This is a genomic window from Bradyrhizobium sp. CCGB12, from assembly GCF_024199845.1.
Taxonomy (GTDB): domain Bacteria; phylum Pseudomonadota; class Alphaproteobacteria; order Rhizobiales; family Xanthobacteraceae; genus Bradyrhizobium.
The window spans coordinates 2,658,697-2,683,508 of record NZ_JANADO010000001.1 but is presented as its reverse complement, the minus strand read 5'-3'; the positions used below and the strand labels follow the sequence as shown (position 1 = coordinate 2,683,508).

The 24,812-nt window shown below is 64.7% G+C and carries 25 protein-coding genes; 11 read left to right on the top strand and 14 right to left on the bottom strand.

The features are described from left to right. Window positions 1-38: 38 nt before the first annotated feature. The 10 genes from NLM27_RS12900 to pncA all read right to left on the bottom strand — a co-directional run bounded on the left by NLM27_RS12900 (window position 39) and on the right by pncA (window position 11,112). Window positions 39-962 carry an ABC transporter permease gene (locus NLM27_RS12900; protein ID WP_254143650.1) on the bottom strand — a complete coding sequence of 308 codons (924 nt, stop codon included), beginning with the start codon at window positions 960-962 and terminating at the stop codon, window positions 39-41. Continuing rightward, a complete protein-coding gene (locus NLM27_RS12895; RefSeq protein WP_254143649.1) occupies window positions 959-1,888 on the bottom strand; it encodes an ABC transporter permease in 930 nt (309 codons plus the stop codon). Before NLM27_RS12895 ends, NLM27_RS12900 begins: the two co-directional genes overlap by 4 nt. Beyond that, entirely contained in the window at window positions 1,888-2,874 is a 987-nt protein-coding gene (locus tag NLM27_RS12890) for an ABC transporter ATP-binding protein (protein WP_254143648.1), read from the bottom strand. Before NLM27_RS12890 ends, NLM27_RS12895 begins: the two co-directional genes overlap by 1 nt. After that, entirely contained in the window at window positions 2,871-3,851 is a 981-nt protein-coding gene (locus tag NLM27_RS12885) for an ABC transporter ATP-binding protein (protein ID WP_254143647.1), read from the bottom strand. Before NLM27_RS12885 ends, NLM27_RS12890 begins: the two co-directional genes overlap by 4 nt. A 1-nt stretch (window position 3,852) precedes the next feature. Then, window positions 3,853-5,490, bottom strand: a complete 1,638-nt coding sequence (locus NLM27_RS12880) for an ABC transporter substrate-binding protein (protein ID WP_254143646.1) — start codon at window positions 5,488-5,490, stop codon at window positions 3,853-3,855. Window positions 5,491-5,520: 30 nt separating this feature from the next. Then, window positions 5,521-6,336: a sugar phosphate isomerase/epimerase gene (locus NLM27_RS12875; RefSeq protein ID WP_254143645.1), complete on the bottom strand. Its 816-nt coding sequence runs from the start codon at window positions 6,334-6,336 to the stop codon at window positions 5,521-5,523. Window positions 6,337-6,730: 394 nt separating this feature from the next. After that, window positions 6,731-7,111 carry a GrlR family regulatory protein gene (locus NLM27_RS12870; protein ID WP_254143644.1) on the bottom strand — a complete coding sequence of 127 codons (381 nt, stop codon included), beginning with the start codon at window positions 7,109-7,111 and terminating at the stop codon, window positions 6,731-6,733. Between the two features lie 34 nt (window positions 7,112-7,145). Beyond that, entirely contained in the window at window positions 7,146-9,179 is a 2,034-nt protein-coding gene (locus tag NLM27_RS12865; protein ID WP_254143643.1) for an NAD(+) synthase, read from the bottom strand. A gap of 141 nt (window positions 9,180-9,320) precedes the next feature. Further along, complete coding sequence (locus NLM27_RS12860) at window positions 9,321-10,460, bottom strand: alpha/beta fold hydrolase (RefSeq protein WP_254143642.1); 1,140 nt, start codon at window positions 10,458-10,460, stop codon at window positions 9,321-9,323. 13 nt (window positions 10,461-10,473) lie between these two features. After that, window positions 10,474-11,112, bottom strand: a complete 639-nt coding sequence (gene pncA / locus NLM27_RS12855) for a bifunctional nicotinamidase/pyrazinamidase (protein WP_254143641.1) — start codon at window positions 11,110-11,112, stop codon at window positions 10,474-10,476. A 271-nt stretch (window positions 11,113-11,383) separates the two neighbouring features. On the opposite strand from pncA, the gene glk reads away from it, so the two are divergent. The 3 genes from glk (at window position 11,384) to NLM27_RS12840 (ending at window position 13,005) form a co-directional block, all read left to right on the top strand. Next, entirely contained in the window at window positions 11,384-12,355 is a 972-nt protein-coding gene (gene glk, locus NLM27_RS12850) for a glucokinase (protein WP_254148816.1), read from the top strand. Between the two features lie 145 nt (window positions 12,356-12,500). After that, window positions 12,501-12,704, top strand: coding sequence for a hypothetical protein (locus NLM27_RS12845; RefSeq protein WP_254143640.1), 204 nt, complete (start codon window positions 12,501-12,503; stop codon window positions 12,702-12,704). Between the two features lie 145 nt (window positions 12,705-12,849). Further along, window positions 12,850-13,005, top strand: a complete 156-nt coding sequence (locus NLM27_RS12840; protein ID WP_254143639.1) for a hypothetical protein — start codon at window positions 12,850-12,852, stop codon at window positions 13,003-13,005. A gap of 161 nt (window positions 13,006-13,166) precedes the next feature. Here the strand turns inward: NLM27_RS12840 and NLM27_RS12835 are convergent, their stop codons facing one another. Together NLM27_RS12835 and NLM27_RS12830 are read right to left on the bottom strand one after the other, a co-directional pair. Continuing rightward, window positions 13,167-13,535, bottom strand: a complete 369-nt coding sequence (locus tag NLM27_RS12835; RefSeq protein WP_254143638.1) for a response regulator — start codon at window positions 13,533-13,535, stop codon at window positions 13,167-13,169. 112 nt (window positions 13,536-13,647) lie between these two features. After that, window positions 13,648-14,457, bottom strand: coding sequence for a Spy/CpxP family protein refolding chaperone (locus NLM27_RS12830; protein WP_254143637.1), 810 nt, complete (start codon window positions 14,455-14,457; stop codon window positions 13,648-13,650). Between the two features lie 503 nt (window positions 14,458-14,960). Between NLM27_RS12830 and NLM27_RS12825 the strand changes: the two genes are divergently transcribed. The 6 genes from NLM27_RS12825 (at window position 14,961) to NLM27_RS12800 (ending at window position 21,167) form a co-directional block, all read left to right on the top strand. Beyond that, window positions 14,961-16,301, top strand: a complete 1,341-nt coding sequence (locus NLM27_RS12825) for an ABC transporter substrate-binding protein (protein ID WP_254143636.1) — start codon at window positions 14,961-14,963, stop codon at window positions 16,299-16,301. Window positions 16,302-16,453: 152 nt separating this feature from the next. Continuing rightward, complete coding sequence (locus tag NLM27_RS12820; RefSeq protein WP_254143635.1) at window positions 16,454-17,392, top strand: carbohydrate ABC transporter permease; 939 nt, start codon at window positions 16,454-16,456, stop codon at window positions 17,390-17,392. Next, entirely contained in the window at window positions 17,392-18,303 is a 912-nt protein-coding gene (locus tag NLM27_RS12815) for a carbohydrate ABC transporter permease (protein WP_254143634.1), read from the top strand. The genes NLM27_RS12820 and NLM27_RS12815 overlap by 1 nt, the downstream gene beginning before the upstream one ends. Before the next feature lie 6 nt (window positions 18,304-18,309). Beyond that, window positions 18,310-19,410: an ABC transporter ATP-binding protein gene (locus tag NLM27_RS12810; RefSeq protein ID WP_254143633.1), complete on the top strand. Its 1,101-nt coding sequence runs from the start codon at window positions 18,310-18,312 to the stop codon at window positions 19,408-19,410. A 34-nt stretch (window positions 19,411-19,444) separates the two neighbouring features. Next, a complete protein-coding gene (locus tag NLM27_RS12805; protein ID WP_254143632.1) occupies window positions 19,445-20,434 on the top strand; it encodes a hydroxyacid dehydrogenase in 990 nt (329 codons plus the stop codon). A gap of 259 nt (window positions 20,435-20,693) precedes the next feature. Continuing rightward, window positions 20,694-21,167: a hypothetical protein gene (locus NLM27_RS12800; protein ID WP_254143631.1), complete on the top strand. Its 474-nt coding sequence runs from the start codon at window positions 20,694-20,696 to the stop codon at window positions 21,165-21,167. A gap of 41 nt (window positions 21,168-21,208) precedes the next feature. Here the strand turns inward: NLM27_RS12800 and NLM27_RS12795 are convergent, their stop codons facing one another. Beyond that, a complete protein-coding gene (locus tag NLM27_RS12795) occupies window positions 21,209-21,706 on the bottom strand; it encodes a DUF1993 family protein (RefSeq protein ID WP_254148815.1) in 498 nt (165 codons plus the stop codon). A gap of 116 nt (window positions 21,707-21,822) precedes the next feature. Between NLM27_RS12795 and NLM27_RS12790 the strand changes: the two genes are divergently transcribed. Beyond that, window positions 21,823-22,605: a transporter substrate-binding domain-containing protein gene (locus tag NLM27_RS12790; protein WP_254143630.1), complete on the top strand. Its 783-nt coding sequence runs from the start codon at window positions 21,823-21,825 to the stop codon at window positions 22,603-22,605. Between the two features lie 15 nt (window positions 22,606-22,620). On the opposite strand, the gene NLM27_RS12785 is transcribed toward NLM27_RS12790, so the two are convergent. Further along, window positions 22,621-23,526 (bottom strand): dienelactone hydrolase, encoded by a 906-nt coding sequence (locus tag NLM27_RS12785; protein WP_254143629.1) that lies wholly within the window; start codon window positions 23,524-23,526, stop codon window positions 22,621-22,623. 367 nt (window positions 23,527-23,893) lie between these two features. On the opposite strand from NLM27_RS12785, the gene NLM27_RS12780 reads away from it, so the two are divergent. Further along, window positions 23,894-24,772, top strand: coding sequence for a DUF2147 domain-containing protein (locus NLM27_RS12780; protein ID WP_254143628.1), 879 nt, complete (start codon window positions 23,894-23,896; stop codon window positions 24,770-24,772). Window positions 24,773-24,812 lie beyond the last annotated feature (40 nt).

The window sequence follows — 24,812 nt, the reverse complement described above, 5'->3', positions numbered from 1 at the left end:
TCCGACGGCAAATCGGCGCACGCCGCAAGCCAGTCGCCCTATTGCAGAGTCGGATCGAGCCGGTCGCGCAGCCAGTCGCCGATCACGGAGACGGCCAGCGTGGTGACCACGATGGTGGTCGCCGGTGCCAGCATGATCCAGGGCGCCCGGGTCAAATATTCCCGGCCGTAGCCGACCATGTTGCCGAGGCTGGTCATTGGCGGTTGCACGCCGAGGCCAAGGAAGGAGAGGCCTGATTCCATCAGGATCACCTCGGGGAAGACCAGCGTGGTCGAGACGATCAGGGTCGAGGCGATGTTGGGCAGGATGTGCCGGAGATAAATCCGTGCCGGCGTCGCGCCGAGCTGACGGACCGCGGCGGCATAGCCTTGCGCGTTGGCGGAGATGGCGAGGCCCCGCGCGATCCGGGCATAGCGCTCCCAGCCGAACAGCCCCATCAGGCCGATCAAGAGCGGCAGCGAGTTGCCGAAGAAGGCGAGCACCGCGAGCGCCATGATCAGGAAGGGCATGCTGGCCTGGAAGTCGGTCAGCATCAGTACCATCTGTTCGACGGCACCGCGGAAATGTGCGGCGAGGAAGCCGAGCGTGGTGCCGACCACAGCCGAGATCGCGGTGGCGCCAAACGCGATCAGGAGCGAGATGCGGATGGAGACGAGAAGACGCGACAGCACGTCGCGGCCGAGCTCGTCGGTGCCGAGCCAGTGCGCGGCATTGCCGGGCGCGGCCAGTCGGTTGCGCAGGTCCAGCTGGGTATAGCTATAGGGCGCGATCTTCTCGGCGAAGGCCGCGATCAGCAGCATGGCGACGATCCAGGTGATCGCCAGCACAACCGAGACCGGGATCGCCGGCAGACTGATGCGGCGGCGGACGCTAGATTCTGGTTTCGACGCGTTTTCTTTACGCGAACCGGTGTCCACTTCGCTTGAAAACGCTTCGGTATCCTTCAGCGTGGCGTCGGTCATGCGTGCGCCCCTTTGGCGCGCAGGCGCGGATCGAGGAAGCCGTAGAGGAAGTCGACGATCAGGTTCGACGTGACCATGGTCATCGCGACCAGCAGCAGGATGCATTGCACGACAGCGAGGTCGCGGTTCGCGACGGCGACGACGAGCAGGCGCCCTACTCCGGGCCAGGCAAACACGCTTTCGACCACCACCGCGCCGGCGATCAGCGTGCCCACCATGAAGCCCAGAATGGTCACGGTCGGGATCGCCGCGTTCGGCAGCGCATGCGACGTCACCACCTTGCGCCACGGCACGCCCTTGGCCGACGCCGTGCGGATATAGGGCTGGCCGAGCACCTCCAGCATGGCGCTCCGGGTGAAGCGCGCGAGTATCGCGGCGCCGCCAAGGCTCAGCGTTGTGATCGGCAAAATGGCGTGGCGCCAGCTGTCCTGTCCGCCCGAGGGCAGCCAGCCGAGCTGCACGGCAAAGACGAGAACAAGGAGCAGCGCCAGGACAAAGCTCGGCACGGTGAAGCCGGCCACCGCCGTCATCATCACGGCACGGTCGATGCCCGAGCCCCGGTGCAGCGCGGCGTAGATGCCGGCGGGAACGCCGAGCGCGACTTTGAAGAAGAAGGCCGGCAGCGTCAGCGCCAGTGTTGCCGGGATCCGCTCCAGTACGAGCTCGATTGCGGGCCGCCCATCGCGCATGGAGCGGCCGAGCTCGCCCTTGGCGATGGCGCCGAAATAGTCGAGATACTGAAACCAGATGGGATCATCGAGGCCCCAGGCCTTGCGAAACGCCGCGAGCACCTCCGGCGGCGCTTCCGGCCCCAGGATCATCAGCGCGGGATCGCCTGAGAGCCGCAGCACGACGAAGGCGAAGGTGACGACGAGCACGATCGTGAGCGCCGCGCGTCCGATCCGGATGGCGAAATAGCGTCCCATCACGCCGCGTCCCGTGTCTCGGCGCCTGTGACGAGATGGCAGGCGACCTGCCTGTCGCCGCCGACGGCCGAGAGAGACGGCACCTCGCTCGCACAGCGCGCGATGGCGCGCGGGCAGCGCGGGTGGAAGGCGCAACCTTGGGGACGCGCGGCAGGATTCGGCGGATCGCCAGCCAGCACGATGCGGCCTGCGCTGCGGCGGCCCGGCGCGGGCGAAGCCGAGACCAGGGCCTGCGTGTACGGATGCTCGGGCCGTGCGAACAGATCGTCGGCGCTGCCGACCTCGACGATGCGGCCGAGATACATCACGGCGACGACATTGCTGATCTGCCTGACGACGCGCAGATCGTGGCTGATGAACAGCAGCGTCAGCGACAGCTGCGCCTGGAGATCGGCGAGCAGGTTCACCACCTGCGCCTGGATCGAGACGTCGAGCGCGCTGACCGGCTCGTCGCAGACCAGGAAATCGGGTTTCGTCGCCAGCGCCCGCGCCAGCACGATGCGCTGACGCTGGCCGCCGGAGAGCGCGCCCGGATAGCGCGAACCATGCGCCGGCGTCAGCTCGACGGTGCGCAGGAGCTCGCGGACACGCTCCTCTCGCTCGGCGGGCGTGCCGATGTCGTGGATGTCCAGGGGCTCGCGGATTTGCGTGGCGACCGGCAGCCGCCGGTCCAGCGCGCCCAAGGGATCCTGGAAGATCATCTGCATCCGCGCCCGCTGTGCACGCCACGAAGCCGTTCCCGGCATGGCCATCGGCTTGCCGTCGAACCTCACCTCGCCGCTATCAGGCGGCTCGAGGCCGAGCACGATGCGGCCCGTGGTCGATTTGCCCGAGCCGGACTCGCCGACGAGACCAAGCGTCTCGCCCCTGGGAATGGTCAGCGACACGCCGTCGACCGCATGCACGGCCGTAGCTCGGCCGAACATCCCGGAGCGCATGGCGTAGCTGCGCGAGATCGCGGACACCTCGACGAGCGGCGCGCTCATTCGGCGGCGATCCCCAACAGCGCGCGGCGCGACGCCTCGGCGCGGATGCAGGCGACGGTGCGATCACTCGCGATCGGCGCCAGGCCCGGAGCGGCAAGGCCGCACGGTTCGGCCGCCAGCGTGCAGCGTGGCGCGAAGGCGCAACCAGCAGGCATCCGCGCGGGATCGGGCACGGTGCCGGGAATGGCGGTGAGACGCCGGCGAGGTCCATCGAGCGGCGGCAGCGCGCCGATCAAGCCTTGCGCATAGGGATGCACGGGATCGGCGAAGAGCTGGTTGCTGGGGGCTTCCTCGACGATGCGGCCGGCATACATCACCGCGACGCGATCGCAATTCTCGGCGACGACGCCGAGATCGTGGCTGATCAACACCATCGCCATGCTCATCTCGCGCCGGACGGCGGAGAGCAGCTCCAAAATCTGCGCCTGGATGGTGGCATCGAGCGCGGTGGTCGGCTCGTCCGCGATCAGCAGATCGGGATTTCCGGCCAGCGCCATCGCGATCATGATGCGCTGGACCTGGCCGCCGGAGAATTCGTGCGGATAGGCCTCGAGCCGCCTCGCCGCGTCGGGAATGCCGACGAGATCGAGCAGCCGCCGGGCTTCCGCCTTCACGGCTTCGCCGGAGAGATCGCGATGCAGCGCCAGCGCTTCGCAAAGCTGCCTGCGGATCGTCAGCACCGGATTGAGCGCGCTCGCCGGATCCTGGAAGATCATGGCGACCCGCCCGCCCCTGACGTGGTCGAGCGCGGCGGGAGCCCCGAGGATCTCGCGGCCGTCGAGCAGCACCGAGCCCGTGACCTCTGCATGGCGCGGCAGGAGACCGAGGGCAGCAAGCCACGTCACCGACTTGCCGGAGCCGGACTCGCCAACGAGGCCGAGGGCCTCGCCCTTCTGCAAGCTGACGTCGACGCCGCGCAGGACCGGCACGCCGTTGAAGGCAACGCGCAAGTCCCGGATGCTGACCAGCGGCGCCACGTCAGGCCTCGAAATTGCCGGCGCGGAAATCCATCGCGAAGGCGGGAGCCGCCTTCCATTTGATCGATTTTGGCTTGGCCGTGAAGGTCGCGTTCTGGTGCAGCACCGTGTAGGCGGGGTCCTCGCGCTCGGCGATCTCCAGCATGCGGCGGAACGCCTTCTTGCGCGCGGCGCGGTCAGTCGAGGTCTCCAGGAACTCCGAGAGCTTGTTCAGCTCGACATTGGTCCACTCGCCAATCTGCTGCTGCTGGCCATTCGGCCCGTGCTGGGCAACCAGCGACGACACGGGATCGTTGAAGGCGGCCGAGTTCGACCAGTCGCGGACGGCGCGGGTCGGCGCACGCTCCATGATCTGCGACCAGTTCTCCTTGGTCTCGATCTGAACGTTGAGACCGACGGACTTCCACATCTCGACCAGAACCTGCGCAGTCGCGACCTGGTTGGTGTAGTAATTGTTGAGCAGGCGGTACGGGATCGGGTCGCCCCTGTAATTGGCCTGTTTCAACAAATCCTGCGCGAGCTTGGGATCGTAGGCCGGCACGCTCCAGTCGGCGTTGAACATGTCGCCGTAGAATTCCCATTGGAGGCCCTTCGGCACGCGGGTGCGGCCGGCCCACAGGCTGTCGACGATCGCCTGGCGGTCGATTGCATGGGTGAAGGCGCGCCGCACAAGCGGATTGGCGAGCTGGGCGTGGTTCTTGTCGAACACCGTCAGGCGGTGATTGAGGATGGTGCCGCCCTGCACTTCGAAGGCGGCATTCTTCTCGATGCCCGCGATCTGGTCCGGCGGGATGTCGCAGGCGAACTGGTATTCACCCGACAAGAGCCCGTTGATGCGGCTGGCGACTTCAGACACTTCGAGGAAGCGGATGCGCTTGAGGGGCGGGCGGCCGCCCCAATATTCGTCGTGGGCTTCCAGCGTCAGCGAGACATCGGGCTTGAGCTCGACGACCTTATAGGGACCTGTGGTGATCGGCTTGCGCGCCCAGTCGAGATAGCTCGCGGACTCTTCCCAGGCGCGGCGGTTCATGATGTCGGAGCCGTAGCGCGACAGTCGGCCCTCGATCGTGACGTCGGGCGTCGCGTTGTAGAAGCGCACTGTGTACTTGTCGACGGCATCGACGCGCACGAGATCGGGCCAGATGCGGCGGGCGACCGCCGGCACATCAGGCGGCAGCTCCTTGCCGGGGCGCGGCGTCGGAATCTTCTCGAACGCCTGGATGGTGGAACGGCTCTTGGCCTCGGTCGCGCCGAACATGCGTTCGCGGCTGAAGGTGAAGACGACGTCTTCGGCGGTGAGCTCGTCGCCGTTGTGGAACTTGACGCCCTGGCGCAGCTTCACCTCGACGGTCTGATCGTCGATGCGGCGCCATTCGGTGGCAAGACCCGGCACGGCCTCGAGATTGCCGCGCCAGTTCTTGGAGATCAGACCTTCCCAGATCGAGGAGAAGAACACGCGCTCGCCGACATTGGACTGCTCGCGCAGCACGTCGAGCACGTTCGCATTGGTCACCTTCTGCACGGCGATCGTCACCGACGGACGGTTGTCGGCCTGCCCGATCGCAAATCGCGGCAGGAGAAGAGTGCCTGCGGCAACGCCGCCGGATTTCAGGATGGTGCGACGGGTAAGCTTGCTCATGATGATGACCCCTGCCCTTTGTGATGTCGGTTATTCGGCGAGCCCGAGCGCGGCGAGATGGGCTGCGCCGGCGCGGACGTCGTCGTGGTTGCGGAGTTCGAGGATCAGCCGCGGGTTGGATGTCAGCCGTCCCAGCGCGCGGAACACGGCGACCCAGGGGATGTTGCCCTCGCCCGGCGCCCAGTGCCGGTCGGCAAAGCCGTCGGTGTCCTGAAGATGCACATGCGTCAGCATGTCGCCGGCAGTCTCGACGTAATAGTCGACCGGCGGCGCGCCGGTGGAGATGTGGGCATAGTTGGCGTGCCCGGTGTCGAGGGAGACGCGGACCTTGCTGCTTTCGAGTGCCTTGGCAAGGCGCACACGGTCGCGCGGATCCTTGTCCTCGATGTTCTCGATGACGATCTCGCAGCCGATCGTCTCGGCGCGAGCGATCACCTCGGCGAGCGTCGCCTTGACCCGTTCGACCAGATTGCTGCGATTATCCGGATAGAGATCGAGATTGTTGTGGTCCCAGGTCGTGAACGGCGAATGGATCACCATCTGCGTCGCGCCGAGGAACTCGGCGGCATCCAGGCCCTGAAGCAGGCGCTTGGTCACGGCCTGACGGATCATCGGATCGTGGCTGTCGATCTTGAAGCCCCAGAACGGGCCGTGAATGCCGAGCCGACCGCTATGACCCGCGAGCATCTGCTTGATGTCGGTCGCCGTGCTGCGCCAGTCGCTATCGAGCAGATCCGCGCGGAAGAAATCCTGAATCTCGAGATCGCGCTGCCGTTCCAGAAGCCAGCCGCGATGCGCAGGGATCGATTTGATGGACAATGCGGCGCCCAGCACCGGCTTCGACATGGCTTGCTCCTTGGCCGTCAGCGATGACGGGAGCAGCGCTAGACCAGTTCAATGACAGGCCGGTGAAATGCAGGTTGCGACGTGCCGAGGAGATGTGGACATCGCGCGCGCTGCAAATCAGAACGACGAGCGCGAGTGATGCCGCATGAACACATGACAAGCGGTATCCATGTCCGTAGTGATCCGGAATGGAATGCTCACCAACCTTCGCGTACATCGCGGGACATCGATCGGCGGCCAATTCCACGGGCATCACCCTCTGATCGCGCTACATGGGGTTGGGGGACCACATGGGGCGGGGGATTGAAGGCTGGGGCAAGGTGACGAGGTCCGGACTCCTAGGCACTCCGGACCTCGGAACTTTCTACATCGAGACGTGACAACGCGCCGCGCTTCACATCGCATTCTTGAGGGTGAGGCGAGCCGTGAATGTCACGGTGGTCTTGCCGACCAGCGCCATGCCCTCGATCTCGGCGCCATCGGCGGAATAGTCACCCGAGAAACCGCAGGTAACCTCCCGGCCGCCGAATGCGAGCGTTCTGCCGACGGCTTCGGTATGCTGATTGACGATCAGGTCGCCCCGCCACTTGCCGTTCCGGAACGTGTAGCTGCCGGTGTAGTAGAAGAAGCTGTCGCCGCCCATGATGCATCCGTCGCAGAGCACGACAACGCCCCTCGCCTGCCCGCGCTTGCCGTCGCGCATTTGGATGTCGAAGATGTAGAGGCCGTTGACGACCCTGGCCTCGCTCGTCTCTGACGCGTCCCCGGCCGCCATCAGATCATCTCCCCATGTCGATCCGCCGCCCCGATCAGGTCGGCACGTTCCGTTCGAGATCCTCGAGCCATGCCGCCGCGCTCGCATCCGACGGCGCGCGCCAGTCGCCGCGTGGCGACAGCGAGCCGCCGGCCGAGACCTTCGGCCCGTTCGGCATCGCCGAACGCTTGAACTGGCTGAAAGCGAAGAAGCGGCGCAGGAACACCTCGAGCCAGCGCCGGATCTCCTTGAGATCATAGGCCCGGCGCCGGTCGGTCGGGAATGCCGGGGGCCATTCGCCCTTGGCGGCGTCCTTCCAGGCGTGCTGTGCCATGAAGGCGATCTTGGACGGCCGCATACCGAAGCGCAGCGTGTAGAACAGGTTGAAATCCTGCAGCTCGTAAGGCCCGACGGACGCCTCTGTGCTCTGCGGCTTCTCGCCGGGCTGCACTGGCACGAGCTCCGGCGAGATCTCGGCAGCCAGGATCGAGCCAAGCGTCCGGTTGACGTCGTCGCTGAACTGCTTTGAGGAGATCACCCAGCGGATCAGGTGCTGGATCAGCGTCTTCGGCACGCCGGCATTGACGTTGTAATGCGCCATCTGATCGCCGACGCCATAGGTGCACCAGCCGAGCGCAAGCTCGGAGAGATCGCCGGTGCCGATGACGATGCCGCCGTGATGGTTGGCGAGCCGGAACAGGTAATCCGTGCGCAGGCCCGCCTGGACGTTCTCGAAGGTGACATCATAGACCTTCTCGCCCTTGCCGAAGGGGTGACCGATATCCTTCAGCATCTGCGTCGCCGTGGTGCGGATGTCGAGCTCCTGCCAGGTCGTCTGCAACGCCTGCATCAATGCCAGCGCATGGGTCTTGCTCTCGCTGCCGGTAGCGAAGCCCGGCATCGTGTAAGCCAGGATGTTCTCGCGCGGCAGGCCGAGCAGGTCGACTGCCTTGGCGGCGACGATCAATGCATGTGTGGAATCTAGCCCGCCCGACACGCCGATCACGACGCGCTTGGTGCCGGTGGCGCGCATGCGCTGCACGAGGCCGGCGACCTGGATGTTGTAGGCCTCATAGCAATCCTGCTCGAGCAAGCTCTCGTCGCTCGGCACGAAGGGAAAGCGCTCGACCTTGCGCAGGAAGCCGATGTCGGCGGCCGGCGGCTTCAGGGCGAATGTCACCTTGCGGAAAAACGCCTCGCGCTGCCGGCGGTTGTCGTCGAACGTGCCCATCAGCGCACGTTCCTGCCTGAGCAGGTCGAGATCGACGTCGGCATACGTGATCTGGCCGCCCTGGCGGAACCGCTCGCCCTCGGCCAGCAGCACGCCATTCTCGTAGATCGAGGTCTGACCGTCCCAGGCGAGATCGGTGGTCGATTCCCCTGCCCCGGCGGCGGAATAGACGTAGGCCGCGAGACAGCGCGCCGATGTCGATTGGCACAACAGCGCGCGCGAGCGCGCCCGGCCGATCGTGATCGGACTGCCCGAGAGATTGATCAGCACGCTGGCGCCCGCAAGGGCGAGTTCCGCGGCCGGCGTCACCGGGATCCACATGTCCTCGCAAATCTCGACGCCGATGGTCAGGCCCGGGACGTCCTCGGCCGAGAACAACAGGTCGACCCCGAACGGGGCATGCAGCCCGCCAAACGAGATCGTCTCTCCGGCGATGCCAGCGCCTGAGGCGAAATGCCGTCCCTCGTAGAATTCACGATAGGTCGGCAGGTAGCTCTTGGGCACGACGCCGAGCACGTTGCCACGATGAATGACGACGGCGCAATTGTAGATGCGATTGCCGAAGCGCAGCGGCGCACCGGCAATCAGGACGGTCATCAAGCCGGTGGAGGCCTCGACGATGGCGGCTAGCCCGCGCTCGACGGCATCGAGCAGCGGATCCTGCTTGACCAGATCCTCGATCGCATAGCCGCAGAGGCACAGCTCGGGGAACACGGCGACCGCCACCGACTGTTCGTGGCAGGCATTAGCCGCGGCCAGAATGGCCTTCGCATTGGCCGAGGGATCGGCCACATGGGAGGTGGTGACGCAGGCCGCTACGCGCGCAAATCCATGAGCGTAGATCGAATGGAAAGTCATCGAGCGCAGTACCTCAATCTCTCGCGCCGGCGGCCGCAGCCGTCGGCTCCCATTATATGTAGCCCATCGACCGGGGCCCGTGCAGGCCATCCGCCGTCATGCATAACGGATTTGCAGGTCTGCCACCCGGCGCCCGCGACGTCAGGCGCTGCGGGCCAAAACCCCGGACAGATCGTCGCGCAGCCATTCGGCGACCCGGGGCCAGGCATGGGCGTGGGTCCGCGCGCCCATGAACAGGCCGAGATGCGTGCTCGGCTCGGAGGCTGCCGCAATGAAAGCCGGCGGCGTGCCGACGAGACCGGCGGTGGCGAGCGCCTGCGCAGCCGGTACGACATCATCGTCCAGTCCGGCCAGCAGGAAGATCGGCGCCTTGACGTCCTTCAGGCTAACCGCGCGGCCGAGCGCGACGAATGTGCCGCCGGCAATCCGGTTCTCCCGGAAAATCCAGTTGACGATCTGAAGATAATAAGTGCCCGGCAGATCGAGCGTCTCGGCATTCCAGCGATCGAAGCGCGCGAGCAGCGCCGCGCCCTCCTCGTCCGCAAGATCCCTCTGCAGTGCCGCTTCGATGTCGTCGCGGCTTGGCGCTTTGGACCAGAAGCGCAGCATCTCATTGCCGCTAACATTGCCGCCACCGCGTGCGACGAGCTGGTCGTAGACCAGCTCCGGTGCGTTGCGGGTGAGCCGCGACAATGAGGAATCGATCGATAGGTCGACCGGTGCGCCGGCCAGCACCAGCCGCCGCACCTTGGCCGGAAAGCGCGCCGCATAGAGCAACGACAGCCAGCCGCCCTGGCACAATCCGACGAGATCGACCGGCGCGCCGATCTCGTCGATGGCGACGTTGAGATCGGTCAGATAGCTGTCGATCGAGAGATAGCGCATCTCTGGCGTGGCTGACCGCCAGTCGGTGAGATAGACCCGGTCGATGCCGCCGTTCGCGCCGCCATTCTTGCCGCCATTTTGCAAGGACTGCACCACACTGTGGCCAGGCGCGAAGTCGGCGATCAGGGGCCGATGCAACGCAAGGGGCGGGCAGACCAGCGCCGGCCGGCCGCACCTCGTCTGCGTGCAGTCACGCAGACGCATGGTCGCCAGCTCCAGCGCGACCGTGCCGGGCGTCGTCCACGGCAGGCCGCTGTCGCCCTGTTCGGCGGGTGCGCGCTCCAGCCACCAGAAGCAGGTGTTCATGGCGAGCCGCGCTACTGCAAACGGCCATAGCAGCGGATCATCCGGAACATGCTCTGGTCCGCGCGGCGGTTTGCCGATTTTGTCCACCATGGCTATCCCATCCTCACAGGAACGCCTCGAGGCTGATGACCGAAATGCCGCGATCCCTGAAACTCCGATGGGTCGCGGCCACGGAGCCGTCGAGATCGATGCCGCGACAGGCATCCTCGATGACGGCGACCTCGAAACCGGCCTTGCGGGCGTCCTCCGCCGAGAAGCGAACACAGAAGTCCAGCGCCAGACCGGCAACGAAGACGGTCTTCAGCTCGCGCTCGCGCAAGTAACCGAGCAACCCCGTCGGCGTGCTGTGGTCGTTCTCGAACAGCGCCGAATAGGAATCGATGCCGCGGCGGAAGCCCTTGCGCACCACCAGGTTCGCCCTGACGACGTCGAGGTCGCCATGGAATTCAGCGCCCGCCGTGCCCTGCACGCAATGAGAGGGCCAGAGCACCTGGGTGCCATGGTCGAGCTCGATGGTCTGGAACGGCTGCTTGCCCGCATGGTTCGACGCGAACGAGACATGGTTGGGCGGGTGCCAGTCCTGAGTCAGCACCACATTGGCGAATTTCTGGGCGATTCGGTTGATGGCGGGGACGACCTTCTCGCCGCCGGGAATGGCGAGCGCCCCCCCGGTGCAGAAATCGTTCTGCACGTCGATCACCAGCAGCACGTCACGGTCGGAAATCTTCATCGCTGGTCTCATTCGATCTGCCGGCGCGACGGCGCCAAATCCGCTGCCCTCAAGCACGCTTCCTTAGTGTCGGCCTAACCGCGCTGCTGCGCAACCGCTGGCCCGGGCGGGGGGCCTGCGCGAATTGGTCACCGGAGAGCTCCCCAGGATGCAACGGTTTGATGTCGTCCGTGTTGACTAGATGCACCCAAGGACGGATTCTGAAAGCCGTTCGCAATTTGCGATCGGAGAGAGCGGAGGAAGAGGTTCCCGCAGCCGACACGGCCGCGGCAGCCATATGGCCATGACCATCGGCAAGACAGGACAGATTCTTCTCGCCGATATCGGCGGCACCAATGCGCGCTTCGCGCTGAGCCGGGGCGGTCAGACAGGACCGATCGACTATGTGAAAGTCGCGGACTTCCCAACAGTCCGGGAAGCCATTGTCGATGTGCTTGCGCGCCGGTCCGGCGGCGAGCCGCCCCAAAGAGCCGTGCTGGCCGTTGCAGGTCCCGTGACCAACAACCGCTGCGTCATGACCAACAGTCCGTGGGTCATCGACGGCAATGAGCTTCAGCCCGCCCTCGGCTTCGACAGCGTGCACGTGCTCAATGATTTCGAGGTGGTGGCCTGGTCCCTGCCCGCCTTGCAGCCGGCCGATCTGATTCCGCTTGGCGGACAGGACGGCCTGCCTGGAGAACCGCTGCTGGTGATCGGACCGGGAACCGGCTTTGGCGTCTCCTGTCTGGTCGAGCGCCATGGCGCGCGGCTGGCCGTCGTCACCGAGGCCGGGCACGCGACCCTGCCGGCAGAGACCGAGCGCGAGGAACGCGTGATCGCCTGTTTGCGCAAGCGCCTCGGCCACGTCTCCATCGAACGCGGCGCCCTCTCGGGCTCCGGACTGCAAAGTCTTTACGAGGCGTTGGCCGAGGTTGACGGTGCGCAAGTGCCACATCGCGATGCCGCCGCCATCACCAAGGCCGCGTTGGAGAACAGTTGTCCCATCAGCCTCGCGACGCTGGAGATGTTCTGCGCCATCCTTGGCTCGGTCGCGGGCAATCTCGCGGTGACCTTCGGCGCCCGCGGCGGTGTCTTTATCGCCGGCGGAATCGCGCCGCGCTTTCCGGAATTCCTCGCAGCCTCCGCGTTTCGGGCCCGCTTCGAGGCCAAGGGGCGCTTCCAGGATTACCTGCGCAACATCCCGACCAGGCTGGTGATCAAGCCCGACGCGAGCTTCGTCGGCCTGACGATGTTCGCCGAGCACAATCCAAGTTGAAGGATTGCGCTCCGCTCCTTGCGGGTTCCAGTCATGCACAGCTGATTGCAGCGCATGTGCGGTTCCATGCAGGTTCTCGCTTGCCTGCCTGTTCCCGATGCGAAACAATCCTGCCGTGTGTGTGGCATAGTTGCGGGGGCGTGACGTGCGTAAGCAGGATTTCGGTTTCGACTATCACCGCTATCACCGCCTGCTGACCGAGGCGGATGACGAAGACAAGCGGCTGGCCTTGATCGAGCTTTTGATCGAGGAAAAGGCACGAGACCGGCTGGCTGCCCAGCGCGCCTCGGATCGTGCTGCCATGACGGCCCACACCATTGCCACGGTCTTGAGAAACGGCCGCAACTGAGACTTGTGATCGCTTCACGGCGCGTACAAGCGCGGGATCGATTGCGATTCCGTTAACGATGCCTCGCAATCCGACGTCAAACCTTTTGCTCTAAGAGATCCCCATCGCCTGATGCAGTTCAGGTCATCAAAAGGGGGAAATGAACATGAGCATGATCTCGCTCGCCGCGATGCCGGCCGCCGTCGAAACGCGTTTCGCCAATTCTTCGTTCAAGACCATCTTGCTGATCTGCTGCACGGGCCTGGCCGTCTCGCTCGGCCTGATGGCTCACGGCATCGATCTCGGCGCCGGTCTGATCTGAGAGCGCACCAAGTTTCTCTCGCCCAATGGCCGCCCCCGACGGGCGGCCATTTTCGTTGGCGATCCCAGCGCGGCGTCTTCGCCGTCGCTCCAGCGCGGCGTCTTCGCCGTCGCCCAGTGCGGCGCCTTCGCCGTCACCCGGTGCGGCGCCTCCGCCGTCCCTCAGTGCGGCGTCTTTTCTGGAAACATCGAATCGATCATCGCCTTGAGCTGGTCCATTGCGATCGGCTTGCGCAGGATTGGCCTGCGCCGCAGCAAGGACGGCAGCAACTCGGGCCCGTATCCCGTGGCGAACAGGAACGGCTTTCCGCGGCGCTCGATCAGGTCGGCGACGGGATCGACGTAAACGCCCATGAGATTGATGTCGAGAATGGCCAGATCGTATTGCGCGGTCATGGCAAAAGCGCTTGCATCGCGGACATTGTCTGCTTCCGCGACGACGTGGTGGCCGAGTTCCTCCACCATGTCGGCGATCATCATCCGGATCAACGCCTCGTCTTCGACCAGGAAAACGGAGAGTCCGTCCGCCATATCAACCCCGCAGTCAGCCTTACGAAACTAACCATAACCGAAATACGGAGAGGATTCACGAATTCGTGGCGGGAGCCGTTAATTCAGACGCGCCCGATCGGATTCAACTTGATCAATCCAGCCCCCGCTCGTGGCTGAGGCGGACCATCTCCTGGATGAAGACCTGCTTCTGCTTGTCATCGAGGCTCGAATAGAGCGGCTCGGCGGCATCTGCGACATTGCGCTGGTCGGCGGCCCGGTCGATCAGGAACTGCGATTCGTTGCGCATCTGCTCGATGATGTCGTCGGGCGGATCGCGCTTGGCGCGGGCAACCCGCAGGTTGAGCCGCTCCGCACCATTATGTCCCAGGTAGTGCATGGCGCTCGAAAAGCCGTACCAGTGCTTTTCCTGGTCTGGCGTGAGGTTCAGCTCTGTCTTGATCCGCTCGATATAGGCGTCGCTGTTGGCGACGATCTGCTCCGCCGTCTGCTGCGGTGCGCCGGTCTGGGTGAGAACCGTGACATCCTTGTTGTCTTTATTGTCCTTGCCATCCGGCGGGGCGTTCTTCGCCTCCTTGGTCGCTTTGGTGCCTTTGCCCGCCTTGGCGCTCTTGGCATCCTTGTCCTTGCCGCCCGGCTGCTTGGAATCCTTGGCATCCTTGCTGGCGTCCTTGCTGGCGTCCTTGGGAGGCGGTGCCTGGTTGCCATTGTTGCCGACGCCGAGCACGCCGGTGAAGACGCCCACCACGCCGCCGATGGCACCGCCAAGCACGCCGCCGACCGGACCTGCCGCCTTGTTTCCCGCCGCCGCTCCCTCCTGAACGCCCTTGACCAGACCCTGGGCATTCGCCACCGCGGCCGCGCCGAGCAGCAGCGCGAGCACCAACCCCAGCGCAAACCATCGTCTCAGGTGAAGCCGCACTGGAAGCGCCGGTTTGATCATTCTCGTCTCCATCGTCGATCTCACTGGCCTTGTCGGGCGAGAGCCCCCGGCAATTGCAACTCTATCGTTTCCGCCGAGCCGAGGTCCAGACGCGGCCGATCACTGTCCACGCCCGAAAAGTCTTTCGCGCGAAGCGTTTATGCAGGCTTATTCGAAACTGCGGCGTAATTGCGCACGATCGTTCGAGGGATGGATTGTGCGAAGTGTGCGTCGCAAAAACGAGCAATGCGCTTGATGTCCGGAGCGATCCCGCCGAAGGCGCCGCCGCCTCCACGAACACAACGTTAGTTCTAGACAGGAGCCATTCGGCTTTCTCGACAGACGCGATCAATCATGATCTGATCGCGCTACCAATTTGCTGCGCCTCGCATGGATCTGTCATCGACGCAGACGGCATTAATAAGAAACGTCCAGCCAAAACTCCGAACAAGAAAATCAAAGTAGAACTCGCAAGAGTTCAGAGGAAGCACCAGAACAATAAAACACCCAAGCGAGGAAACGAGATGTCACGCAAGACACTGACGCGACGTCAATTTGTGGCTGCCACTGCAATGTCCTCCGCGGCGCTGATCACCGCGCCCTACGTCCGGGGCGCCTACGCCGCCGGCAAACTCTCGATCGGCTTCTGGGACCATTGGGTGCCAGGCGCCAACAAGGCCTCGACCGATATCGTCAACGAATGGGCCGCGAAGGAGAAGGTCGAAGTCTCCATCGACTACATCACCAGCAACAACAAGAAGATCGAGCTGACCGCCGCCGCAGAAGCCCAGGCCAAGTCCGGTCATGACATCCTGCAGATGCCGAGCTGGTGGCCGCAGGCCTATGCCGAGAATCTCGAGCCGCTCAACGATGTCATGGAGCCGCTCCTCAAGCAGAACGGCGAGGTGAACGGCACCGTCAAATATCTCGGGCAGTCGGGCGGCAAATGGCTCGCGGTGCCCGCGACCCCTGGCAGCCAGATCAAGGGCCCCTGCTCCCGCATCGATCTGATGAAGAAGCATGCCGGCATCGACGTGCAGGAGATGTATCCGGCCGGCGGCCCGCCCAAGGTCGACAACTGGAACATGGAGACCTTCCTGAAGGCGGCCGAGGCTTGCCACAAGGCGGGCTTCGCGTTCGGCATCGGCCTCGGCGAAACAACCGACAGCGTGGACACCGCCGGCGCGCTCTTCCAGTCGTTCGGCGCCGAGCTCGTCAATGCCAAGGGCGACATCACGGTGAAGACCGACCAGGTTCGCCAGGCCATGGAGTTCTACAAGAAGCTGATCGCCTTCCTGCCGCCGGATGCACCGTCCTGGGACGACGCCTCCAACAACAAATGGCTGATCTCCGGTCGCGGCGCGATGATCCTCAATCCGCCGAGCGCCTGGGCCGTTGCCAAGCGCGATGCGCCGCAGGTCGCCGAACAGTGCTGGACGCACGGCTTCCCGTCAGGTCCCAAGGGGCGGTTTGCGCCGTACCTGCCCTACTTCTGGGGCGTCTGGAGCTTCGGCAAGAACAAGGAGGCGGCCAAGAGCCTGCTCGTTCACATGTCCTCGCCAGCGTCGATCGAGAAATTCGTTGCGGTGAGCGGCGGCTACGACCTTCCGGCCTACGCGAACATGACCAAGTTCAAGACATGGGAGGAGGAAGGCCCGCCGAAGGGAACGCTCTTCCACTATCCGGACCCCTACAAGCATCAGACGCTGTCGATCGCGGCGTCGCCCGCGCCGCCCAAGATCGCGCAACAGATCTACTTCCAGGCGACGCTGACCAAGATGGCGCTGCGTTTTGCGCGCGGCGAGACGATGGATCAGGCGCTCGCCTGGGCCGAGGGCGAGTGCGAAGGCTTCATGCGGAGCTAGCCCCGGGGTGTGACAGGGCGGTTCGCGCCACGCGCGTGAGCCGCCCGCGTCCCGTCATCCGATCCGCATGACCGGGAAGCCGACCGAGAAGGCCGGCTTCACCGTTGGACAGTTTGCAAAGAAACTGACAGAGCTGATTCAAGGAAGCTGACATGGCCGATGTCGTCGTTGAGCGAGGTCGCGCCGCCCGGGCCGCGGGCGCGCGGAAAGGATCGAGCCTGCGCAATGCGCTCGGGCGAAAATCGACGGTTGCATTCTTCCTGACGCTGCCGCTGATCCTCCTGATCGCGCTGCTCGTGCTCTACCCGGCCCTCTACTCGGTTCACCTCGCGACGCTGAACAAATCGATGACGAAGTTCGTCGGCTTCGGCAACTTCACCTTCCTGTTCAAGCGCGAGACGTTCTGGATGGTGGTGCAGCAGTCCTGCATCTTCGCGGTCACCGCTGTGATCTTCAAGGCGCTGATAGGCTTCATCGTCGCGCATTTCGTCCACAACATTCCGGCCAAGGGCCAGCGCAAATGGCGCGGCATGCTGCTGGTGCCCTGGGTGATCCCGCCGGCGATGAGCACGCTGGCCTGGCTGTGGCTGTTCGACCCTTCCTACAGCGCCTTCAACTACACGCTGTCCTTCTTCGGCGTCGGTCCGATCCCCTGGCTCGGCGACACCTTCTGGGCGCGGTTCTCCGTCATCCTCGTCAACGTCTGGTACGGCGCGCCGTTCTTCATGATCATGTACCTGGCCGCGCTGAAATCCGTGCCCGATCAGCTCTACGAGGCTGCGGCGATCGACGGCGCCAATTGGTGGCAGCGGATCTGGTACGTCACCTTGCCGATGATGCGTAACATCATCGCCATCACCACCCTGTTCTCGCTGATCGTCACCTTCGCCAATTTCGACATCGTGCGCATCCTGACATCGGGCGGTCCGCTGGATACGACGCATCTGTTCGCCACCTGGGCATTCCAGGTCGGCATCCAGAGCAGCGACATTCCGCTCGGCGCCTGCGTCTCGCTGTTCATGGTGCCGATCCTCGCGGTCGCGGCGATCTTCATCCTGCGCGATGTCACCAAACGCGGAAACGAAGCCTGATGAGCACGCTCGCAATCGACAAGGCCGGCCCCTCCCGCAAGGTCAAGTACGGCAGCATGAGCCGCGACCGCACCTGGGCGCTGCGCTGGTCCTATTTCTTCCTGGTGCTGTTTGCGATCTTCTTCCTGACACCGCCGATCTACATGCTGATCACCTCGCTCAAGAGCAGCGCGGAGATATCGGCGGCGACCAACCCGTGGTGGGTGTTTCACCCGACGCTGTCGAACTATGTCGAGCTCTTGAGCTCGAACCAGTTTCTGCGCTTCTTCTGGAATTCGTCGATCGTATCGATCGTCGTCGTGATCATCACGATGCTGATCAGCATCCCCGCGGCCTTTGCGCTGGCGCGGATGAAGTTCTGGGGCTCGGCGACGCTGGCGACCGGCGTCTTCCTCACCTACCTGATCCCGGACAGCCTGCTGTTCATCCCGCTGTTCAAGATGCTCGGGGTCATCCAGGACCTGACTGGCATCACGCTGCTCAACAGATGGTACGTGTTGCTGTTCGTCTACCCGACGCTGACCGTGCCGTTCTGCACCTGGATCATGATCGGCTATTTCGCCTCGATTCCGAAGGAGCTCGACGAGGCCGCCCTCATCGACGGCGCCTCCTGGCTCCAGACCCTGACGCGGATCTTCATCCCCGTCGCGCTGCCCGGGCTGATCGCCGCAACCATCTTCGCCTTCACCGTCTCCTGGGCGCAGTTCCTCTATCCGCTGGTGTTCACGACCTCGGTCGACCAGCTCGTGCTGCCGGTCGGCATCACCACCACGCTGATCAAGGGCGACGTCTTCAACTGGGGGCAGATCATGACCGGCGCGCTGCTCGGGGCCGCGCCCCCGCTGATCATCTACGCCTTCCTGATGGACTACTACATTGCCGGCCTGACCGCCGGTGCGACAAAGGGTTGATGTCTCATGGCTGACGTTGCTTTGCGGAAGGTAGTTAAGCGTTACGACGACGTCGAAGCCGTGCGCGGCATCGACCTCGATATCGCCGACCATGAGTTCATCGTGCTGGTCGGCCCCTCCGGCTGCGGCAAGTCGACGACACTGCGCATGATCGCGGGGCTCGAGGACATCAGCGACGGCGACATCATGATCGGCGGCGACGTCGTCAACGACGTGCCGCCGAAGGACCGCGACATCGCCATGGTGTTCCAGAACTACGCGCTCTATCCGCACATGACGGTGGCGGAGAACATGTCGTTCGGGCTGCGCCTGAAGCACTATCCGAAGGCCGAGATCAAGGCCCGGGTGACGGAGGCCGCACGCCTCCTCGACATCACCGACCTGATCGACCGCAAGCCGAAGCAGCTCTCCGGCGGCCAGCGCCAGCGCGTCGCGATGGGGCGGGCCATCGTGCGCAATCCGAAGGTCTTCCTGTTCGACGAGCCGCTGTCCAATCTCGACGCCAAGCTGCGCGTGCAGATGCGGATCGAGATCAAGAAGGTGCACCAGAAAGTGCGCACCACGACGGTCTATGTCACCCATGATCAGGTCGAGGCGATGACGCTGGCCGACCGCGTCGTGGTGATGAACAAGGGCCGCATCGAGCAGATCGGCACGCCGAACGAGCTCTACCACAAGCCGGCGACGCGCTTCGTCGCGGGCTTCATCGGCTCGCCCGCGATGAACTTCATCCCGTGCCGGCTCGAGGATGTCGGCGGCACGCTCCAGATCCGCCTGACCGACCGCATCGCCTTTGCGCTGCCGCCGGCCCGCGCCGCGCGCTACAACGCGCTGCCGCGCACCGACCAGCTGCTGCTCGGCATCCGGCCCGAGCATCTCACCGAGTCGCATGCGCATCTCGGGCCCGGCGTCGAAACTTTCGAGACCGTGCTTGACGTCACCGAGCCGATGGGGATGGAGACCCTGGTCTATTTCGGGCTCGAGGGCACGCCGATCTGCGGCCGCGTCGATCCCAATGCCGGCGCCAAGGACGGGGCACCTATGCGTTTGGCGATGGACCTCAACAACATGCACCTGCTAAACGAGGCGTCCGGCGTCGTACTGTGATGGCCGGACAAGAAACTCGCGCAGGCAGGGGACGATGGCGACCAACAAGAAGAAGATTTTCGTTACGCAAACTTTGTCGCAAGGGGCACGCGCCCTCCTCTCCCAGCGCGATGATATCGAGCTCGTCGAGTTTCCAAATCTGATCTCGGCGAAGGATTTCGAGGCCCTGCTGAAGAGCCACGCCCCGGTCCATGGCGTGGCGCTCGGCGCAACCGCCTTCGGCGAGACTGAGCTCGAGGCGTCCCGCGACATGAAGGTGGTGACGCGGATCGGCGTCGGCTACGACGCCGTCGACGTGCCTGCCCTCTCCCGCCGCAAGGTGCCGCTGATGGTCGCGGGCAGCGCGAACTCGCCCTCGGTCGCCGAGCACGCGCTGTTCATGATGCTGACGCTGGCCAAGCGCGCCAATGAGATGCACGCCTGCGTCAAGGACGGCCAGTGGGCCAACCGGCTCGGCATGCTGCCGTTCGACCTCTACGGCAAGACTGTGCTGATCGTCGGCTTCGGCCGCATCGGAAGTCGCACCGCCAAGCGCTGTCTGGCGATGGAAATGAACGTGCAGGTCTACGACCCCTACAAGCCCGCCGCCGAGATCAAGGCCGCCGGATGCGAACCCGTCGCCGACCTCGACGCGGCGCTGCCCCAGGCTGATTTCGTCACCATCCACTGCCCGAAGACGCCTGAAACGGTCGGCCTGTTCGATGCAGCGCGGATCGGCCGGATGAAATCGAAATCCTATCTCATCAACACCGCGCGCGGCGGTATCGTAAAGGAGACGGCGCTGTATAACGCCCTGGTCTCCGGAAAGATCGCGGGCGCCGGCATCGACGTGTTCGAGGTGGAGCCGCCGCCGGTCAGCAACGCACTGTTCGCGCTGCCCAACGTCATCATGGCTCCGCACGTGGCCGGCGTCACCGTCGAGGCGGTGAGCCGCATGAGCGAGCAGACCGCGCGCAACATCCTGAGTGTGCTGGACGGCGATCCCATCCGCCAGAACATCATCAATCAGGACGTGCTGGGCTGAACGAACCAAGGAGCGGGCGGCCAAAGCGCGATGAGCCCTCATCGCACTTTAGATGATTATTTGAGCCGGATCTTTGCGGACAACTGCTGCGCACTTTTCCGGATCATGCTTCCGCCCCGCCTTCGGATGGCAAGAAAGCGTCCCATTTTGGTGCAGATCGGGCCCCAACTCAGCCTTAATCCGACGCGCGTAATAATAAGCTGGAAGCGCGACGGCGGTGGGACAGACTGACCGGCGCGTCGAGCTGGAGGATGGACCCTTGGCAGAGATCGACCCGACCGACCACACGCTGGCGACCATCGCCAGCATTCTGGAGCACCCCGAACACGTTCTCGTCGTTCGCGAGACGGAGACCGAAATGGTGGTTGCCGGTGAAGGTGAGCACATGGCCGCCGACGAGCAGCCCGCTGTCGACGAACATCCGGTGGTCGAGGAGCAGCCGCTGGTGCCGGAGCACACCGATGCCGACGGCTACAGCAAGGTCGGCCCCGGCCCGATGGTCGCGATCCGCCTCAAATGGACGGTCCATCGCGGCGATGACGACCAGTTCTACGTCCACGAGACCATCGGCGAGCAGTCCGCGCCTGTGGTCAGCGGCCCGATGACGAGCGAGGCCGCCGTGCGCTTCGTCGACGAGCACGAGGACGAGGCGCACCGTCGCTTCGAAGAGCTGCGCAGCGAGATCGCCGGCCGCAGCTCGCTCGCCGACTATGAGCGCAAGGGCGAAGCTTAAGTAGCCCGAAGCCCGGGCATGATCCCCAGTCGGCTCATGCCCTACTTCCTTCCGAGATAATCCTTCTTCACGAGCTCAACGCCCGCGTGCCGCAAGAGGTCGTAGGCCGTCGTGACGTGGAAGAAGAACTGAGGGACGCTGAAGGTCAGCAGCAACGTCCGCCCGGTGAAGGGCAGCTCGGTGCCGTTCTTCAGCCTGAAGAAGACATTCCGTTCAGTGGACGCGTCAATCTCGGCGCGCGGCAGGCTCTCGATGAACTCGATTGACGTCGCGATGCGCGCCTGAAGCCCGGCCATGTCGTGCTCGAGCACCGGCAGCGCGACCGGCTCGCGTTCAGCCAGCAAAGCCGGGGCGACCACGGCATGGCGGCAGGCCTCGCCGACCTGTTGCGCAAGATCGTACATGTTCGGCGCCATTCGCATGCCGAGCAGGACCGACGGGTTGAACTTGCGGGCCTCGGCATAAGCCACGCCCTTGTCGAGCAGTCCGGACAGGTTGCGCAAGTAAGGCACGAAGAGGCCGACCGAGGCCTCGTACATCGAGATCGTCACCCCTGAATTCCCTTCACTTCCGCCTCGCCAGCAGCGGGCATCTGGTCTAAATCCACACCTCAAGAGAGCTGCACAATGACAGCTCGGGCATGGGTGGAAAAGAGATGATCGGTCGAATCTTGACGGCTTTGGCCGTGGCGTTGCTGGTGAATGTCTCGGCGCATGCACAGCAGCCGGCGCCCTCGCGCCTCGATGAGATCGTCAAGCGCGGCACCCTGCGCGTCGGCATGACCGGCGACTACAAGCCCTTCACTTTTCTGGACAAGACCACGCAGCAGTTCAACGGCTTCGACGTCGACATGGCGCAAGCTCTCGGCAAGGCGCTCGGCGTCAAGGTCGAGTTCGTGCCGACGGCCTGGCCGAAGCTGATGAAGGATTTCGAAGCCGACCAGTTCGACATCGCCATGGGCGGCGTCTCGGTCACGCTCGACCGGCAGAAGAAGGGCTTCTTCTCCACGCCGATCATGCGCGAGGGCAAGACGCCGATCGCGCGCTGTGCCGACGTCGGCAAGTATCAGAGCATCGCCGACATCGACAAGAAGGGCACCCGCGTCATCGTCAATCCCGGCGGCACCAACGAGCGCTTCGCCCGCGCCAACATCAAGGATGCCGAGATCACGGTCTTCGCCGACAACACCGTGATCTTCGACGAGATTGCCAAGGGCAACGCCGATTTGATGATGACGGACGCGTCCGAGACGCGCTACCAGCAGAAGCAGCACGCTGGCGTGCTCTGCGCGGTGCATCCCGAAAAGCCGTTCGACTTCTCCGAGAAGGCCTACTGGCTCCAGCGCGACATGGCGCTGAAGGCCTTCGTCGACCAATGGCTGCACATTTCGATGGAAGACGGCAGCTACAGGAAGATCTACGCGGCCTGGTTCGATTAGGCGCGCAGCCGGCGATCAGTCGTGTCCGTCCTCGGCCGCTCTCAGGTGCATGCGGAAGAAGGCCACGGCCGCGTCATTGAACTCGCGATGAAACGCCCGCCGATCGAACCCCGGAGGATCGGTGCATAGGACCGGCGCGGTTTCGGCGAGTTTGGGTGGGCACGGAATAACAAAGGAGAAATGCGAGGAATTCGGCACGATGCGGTAGTCGGGGCGAACAGGAAGAAGCTGCGCCAGCGCATCGATGCCTTCGGGCGCCACGCCGTCGCCACCGAGCGCGGACCGCCACAGGAGGATCGGCATCGTGACGCCGGAAAGGCGTTCGCGGGTGAAGAGGCCGTCAAGGAGCGGTGGATCCGCCAATATGGCGGCTCTGATACGAGGATCGTGAACGGGCGCATCGGTGGGGACCCTGCCCGCGCGAACGTCCTGGCATTTCTGCGTCGAGGCTGCCGCTTTCTCGCAGAAGGCAGCCAAGGCGCCGAAATCGGGATTGCCGCCGACCACGACGAGTCCGGTATAGGCGCCGCGCGAGAACCCGAACAGGCCAATCCGTCTGACATCCACGACCGCTGCATTCTCCCAGGGGCCGAGCATGAAATCCGTGAGCCGCTTGATGTCGGCGGGACGCTCAAGCAATACGGAGAACTCGTCGGTCCGGCTGCTATCCTTGGCCGTGTCGCCGGGATGATTGATGGCGGCGACCACGAAGCCGGCATCGGCCAGCGCGGCCGCAGTGTCGCTATGCGCCAGGAACGAACCGCGCCGCCCATGCGAGATGACGATCAAGGGCAATCGATTGCCGTCGATCGGACACCTCACGACGCCCGGCAAGGCGGCGCCCTCGTTCGCCACGCCCCTGGCTGCGCAAGGTGTCCACACCACGCCCGCCAGTGCGGACCCGCCGGCCTCCGCCGGCACGTCGATGAAGCGGATCCCGGCCGCCTGCACCGCAGCCGCGACAAGACAACAGGCCGCAATCACAAGCGTTTGGCAAAGCCCTCGTCCAAGCATGATTCACTCCGAAGTGTCGCAGTCGCCGTTGTGCGTGTCCCGGTAGATTTCTTCAACCACAGCGAACTTACGGGCCACCCCTGCGCTCGTCCAGGCACGGCTTCCCGCGTCATCGCTGCGGCCAGCACCGTCCAACTCTGGACCGAGTTCGGCGTTATTGAACCAAGGTCAGCGCGAGCACGACTCATACCGAGAACAGTGATCTAGATCACTTTTGAAGATCGAGCCGGGGCGTAAGCGTCGGTCCGGGGACCATCTGCCCAGGAGATGCAAAATGAGGAAGCTGTTGGCCACGGCCGCATTCCTTTTGGCGAGCACCGCTGCTCAAGCGCAATACACCTTCGAATATGGCGGGCGCACCATCCGCATCGATCCCGACCGCGGTACGGTGCAGATTCCCGGCGTCTACGACAACACCGGCCAGGGCAAGGCCAAGAAGGCCAAGAAGAACGAGACGAGCCCGAGCCAGCAGGCCCCGCAGCAGGCGACCGTCGAACCGCAAACGCCGGCTGCTCCGGCACCTGCCCCCGCTCCGGTCGCCCCGCCGCCCGCGGCCGCGCAGGCGCCCGCGGCTGCGGCCGTAGCGCCGCCGCCAGCATCGCCGCCTCCGGCTCCTCAGCCGGCCGCGACCGCCAACAACACGCCGGCGGACACGGCGGTGCAGCCGCCGCCCGCGCCGCCTCCGGCCGTTGCCCCCGCCGAGCAGCAGGCCCCGCCCGCCGTGACGCCACCGCCCGCTCCGGCCGTGGCTGCCGCGCCACCGGCGCCGCCTCCGCCACCCGCCCCGGCGCCCGCGCCCGTTCAGGCGGCCGCGGCCACGCCGGCTCCGGCAACCGCCCCCACCCGCGATGTCAATTCACCGCTCGGCGTCTGGCTCACCGAAGAGAAGGAGGGCAAGGTCCGCATCGAGCAATGTGGCAACAATCTCTGCGGCTACTCGGTCGACAGCAAATCGAACCAGAACGGCGAGCAGGTGCTGATCAATATGAAGCCGGGCAAGGACCAGAAATGGTCAGGCCGCATCCTCGACCCCGACTCCGGCTCGACCTACGATTCGACGATCGCGATGAAGGGGACCGATCGGTTGCGTGTGCAGGGCTGCGCCTTTGGCGGCATGTTCTGCGGCGGCCAGACCTGGACCCGGGTGAACTGAATTCGGGCTGATCGTTCTGACGGAGACAAGGGGCTCGCGA

Coding starts and splice junctions, on each gene's coding strand:
- NLM27_RS12900 (WP_254143650.1), bottom strand. CDS start 962: ATGACCGACGCCACGCTGAAGGATACCGAAGCGTTTTCAAGCGAAGTG.
- NLM27_RS12895 (WP_254143649.1), bottom strand. CDS start 1,888: ATGGGACGCTATTTCGCCATCCGGATCGGACGCGCGGCGCTCACGATC.
- NLM27_RS12890 (WP_254143648.1), bottom strand. CDS start 2,874: ATGAGCGCGCCGCTCGTCGAGGTGTCCGCGATCTCGCGCAGCTACGCC.
- NLM27_RS12880 (WP_254143646.1), bottom strand. CDS start 5,490: ATGAGCAAGCTTACCCGTCGCACCATCCTGAAATCCGGCGGCGTTGCC.
- NLM27_RS12875 (WP_254143645.1), bottom strand. CDS start 6,336: ATGTCGAAGCCGGTGCTGGGCGCCGCATTGTCCATCAAATCGATCCCT.
- NLM27_RS12870 (WP_254143644.1), bottom strand. CDS start 7,111: ATGGCGGCCGGGGACGCGTCAGAGACGAGCGAGGCCAGGGTCGTCAAC.
- NLM27_RS12865 (WP_254143643.1), bottom strand. CDS start 9,179: ATGACTTTCCATTCGATCTACGCTCATGGATTTGCGCGCGTAGCGGCC.
- NLM27_RS12860 (WP_254143642.1), bottom strand. CDS start 10,460: ATGGTGGACAAAATCGGCAAACCGCCGCGCGGACCAGAGCATGTTCCG.
- pncA (WP_254143641.1), bottom strand. CDS start 11,112: ATGAGACCAGCGATGAAGATTTCCGACCGTGACGTGCTGCTGGTGATC.
- glk (WP_254148816.1), top strand. CDS start 11,384: ATGACCATCGGCAAGACAGGACAGATTCTTCTCGCCGATATCGGCGGC.
- NLM27_RS12840 (WP_254143639.1), top strand. CDS start 12,850: ATGAGCATGATCTCGCTCGCCGCGATGCCGGCCGCCGTCGAAACGCGT.
- NLM27_RS12835 (WP_254143638.1), bottom strand. CDS start 13,535: ATGGCGGACGGACTCTCCGTTTTCCTGGTCGAAGACGAGGCGTTGATC.
- NLM27_RS12830 (WP_254143637.1), bottom strand. CDS start 14,457: ATGATCAAACCGGCGCTTCCAGTGCGGCTTCACCTGAGACGATGGTTT.
- NLM27_RS12825 (WP_254143636.1), top strand. CDS start 14,961: ATGTCACGCAAGACACTGACGCGACGTCAATTTGTGGCTGCCACTGCA.
- NLM27_RS12820 (WP_254143635.1), top strand. CDS start 16,454: ATGGCCGATGTCGTCGTTGAGCGAGGTCGCGCCGCCCGGGCCGCGGGC.
- NLM27_RS12815 (WP_254143634.1), top strand. CDS start 17,392: ATGAGCACGCTCGCAATCGACAAGGCCGGCCCCTCCCGCAAGGTCAAG.
- NLM27_RS12810 (WP_254143633.1), top strand. CDS start 18,310: ATGGCTGACGTTGCTTTGCGGAAGGTAGTTAAGCGTTACGACGACGTC.
- NLM27_RS12805 (WP_254143632.1), top strand. CDS start 19,445: ATGGCGACCAACAAGAAGAAGATTTTCGTTACGCAAACTTTGTCGCAA.
- NLM27_RS12795 (WP_254148815.1), bottom strand. CDS start 21,706: ATGTACGAGGCCTCGGTCGGCCTCTTCGTGCCTTACTTGCGCAACCTG.
- NLM27_RS12790 (WP_254143630.1), top strand. CDS start 21,823: ATGATCGGTCGAATCTTGACGGCTTTGGCCGTGGCGTTGCTGGTGAAT.
- NLM27_RS12780 (WP_254143628.1), top strand. CDS start 23,894: ATGAGGAAGCTGTTGGCCACGGCCGCATTCCTTTTGGCGAGCACCGCT.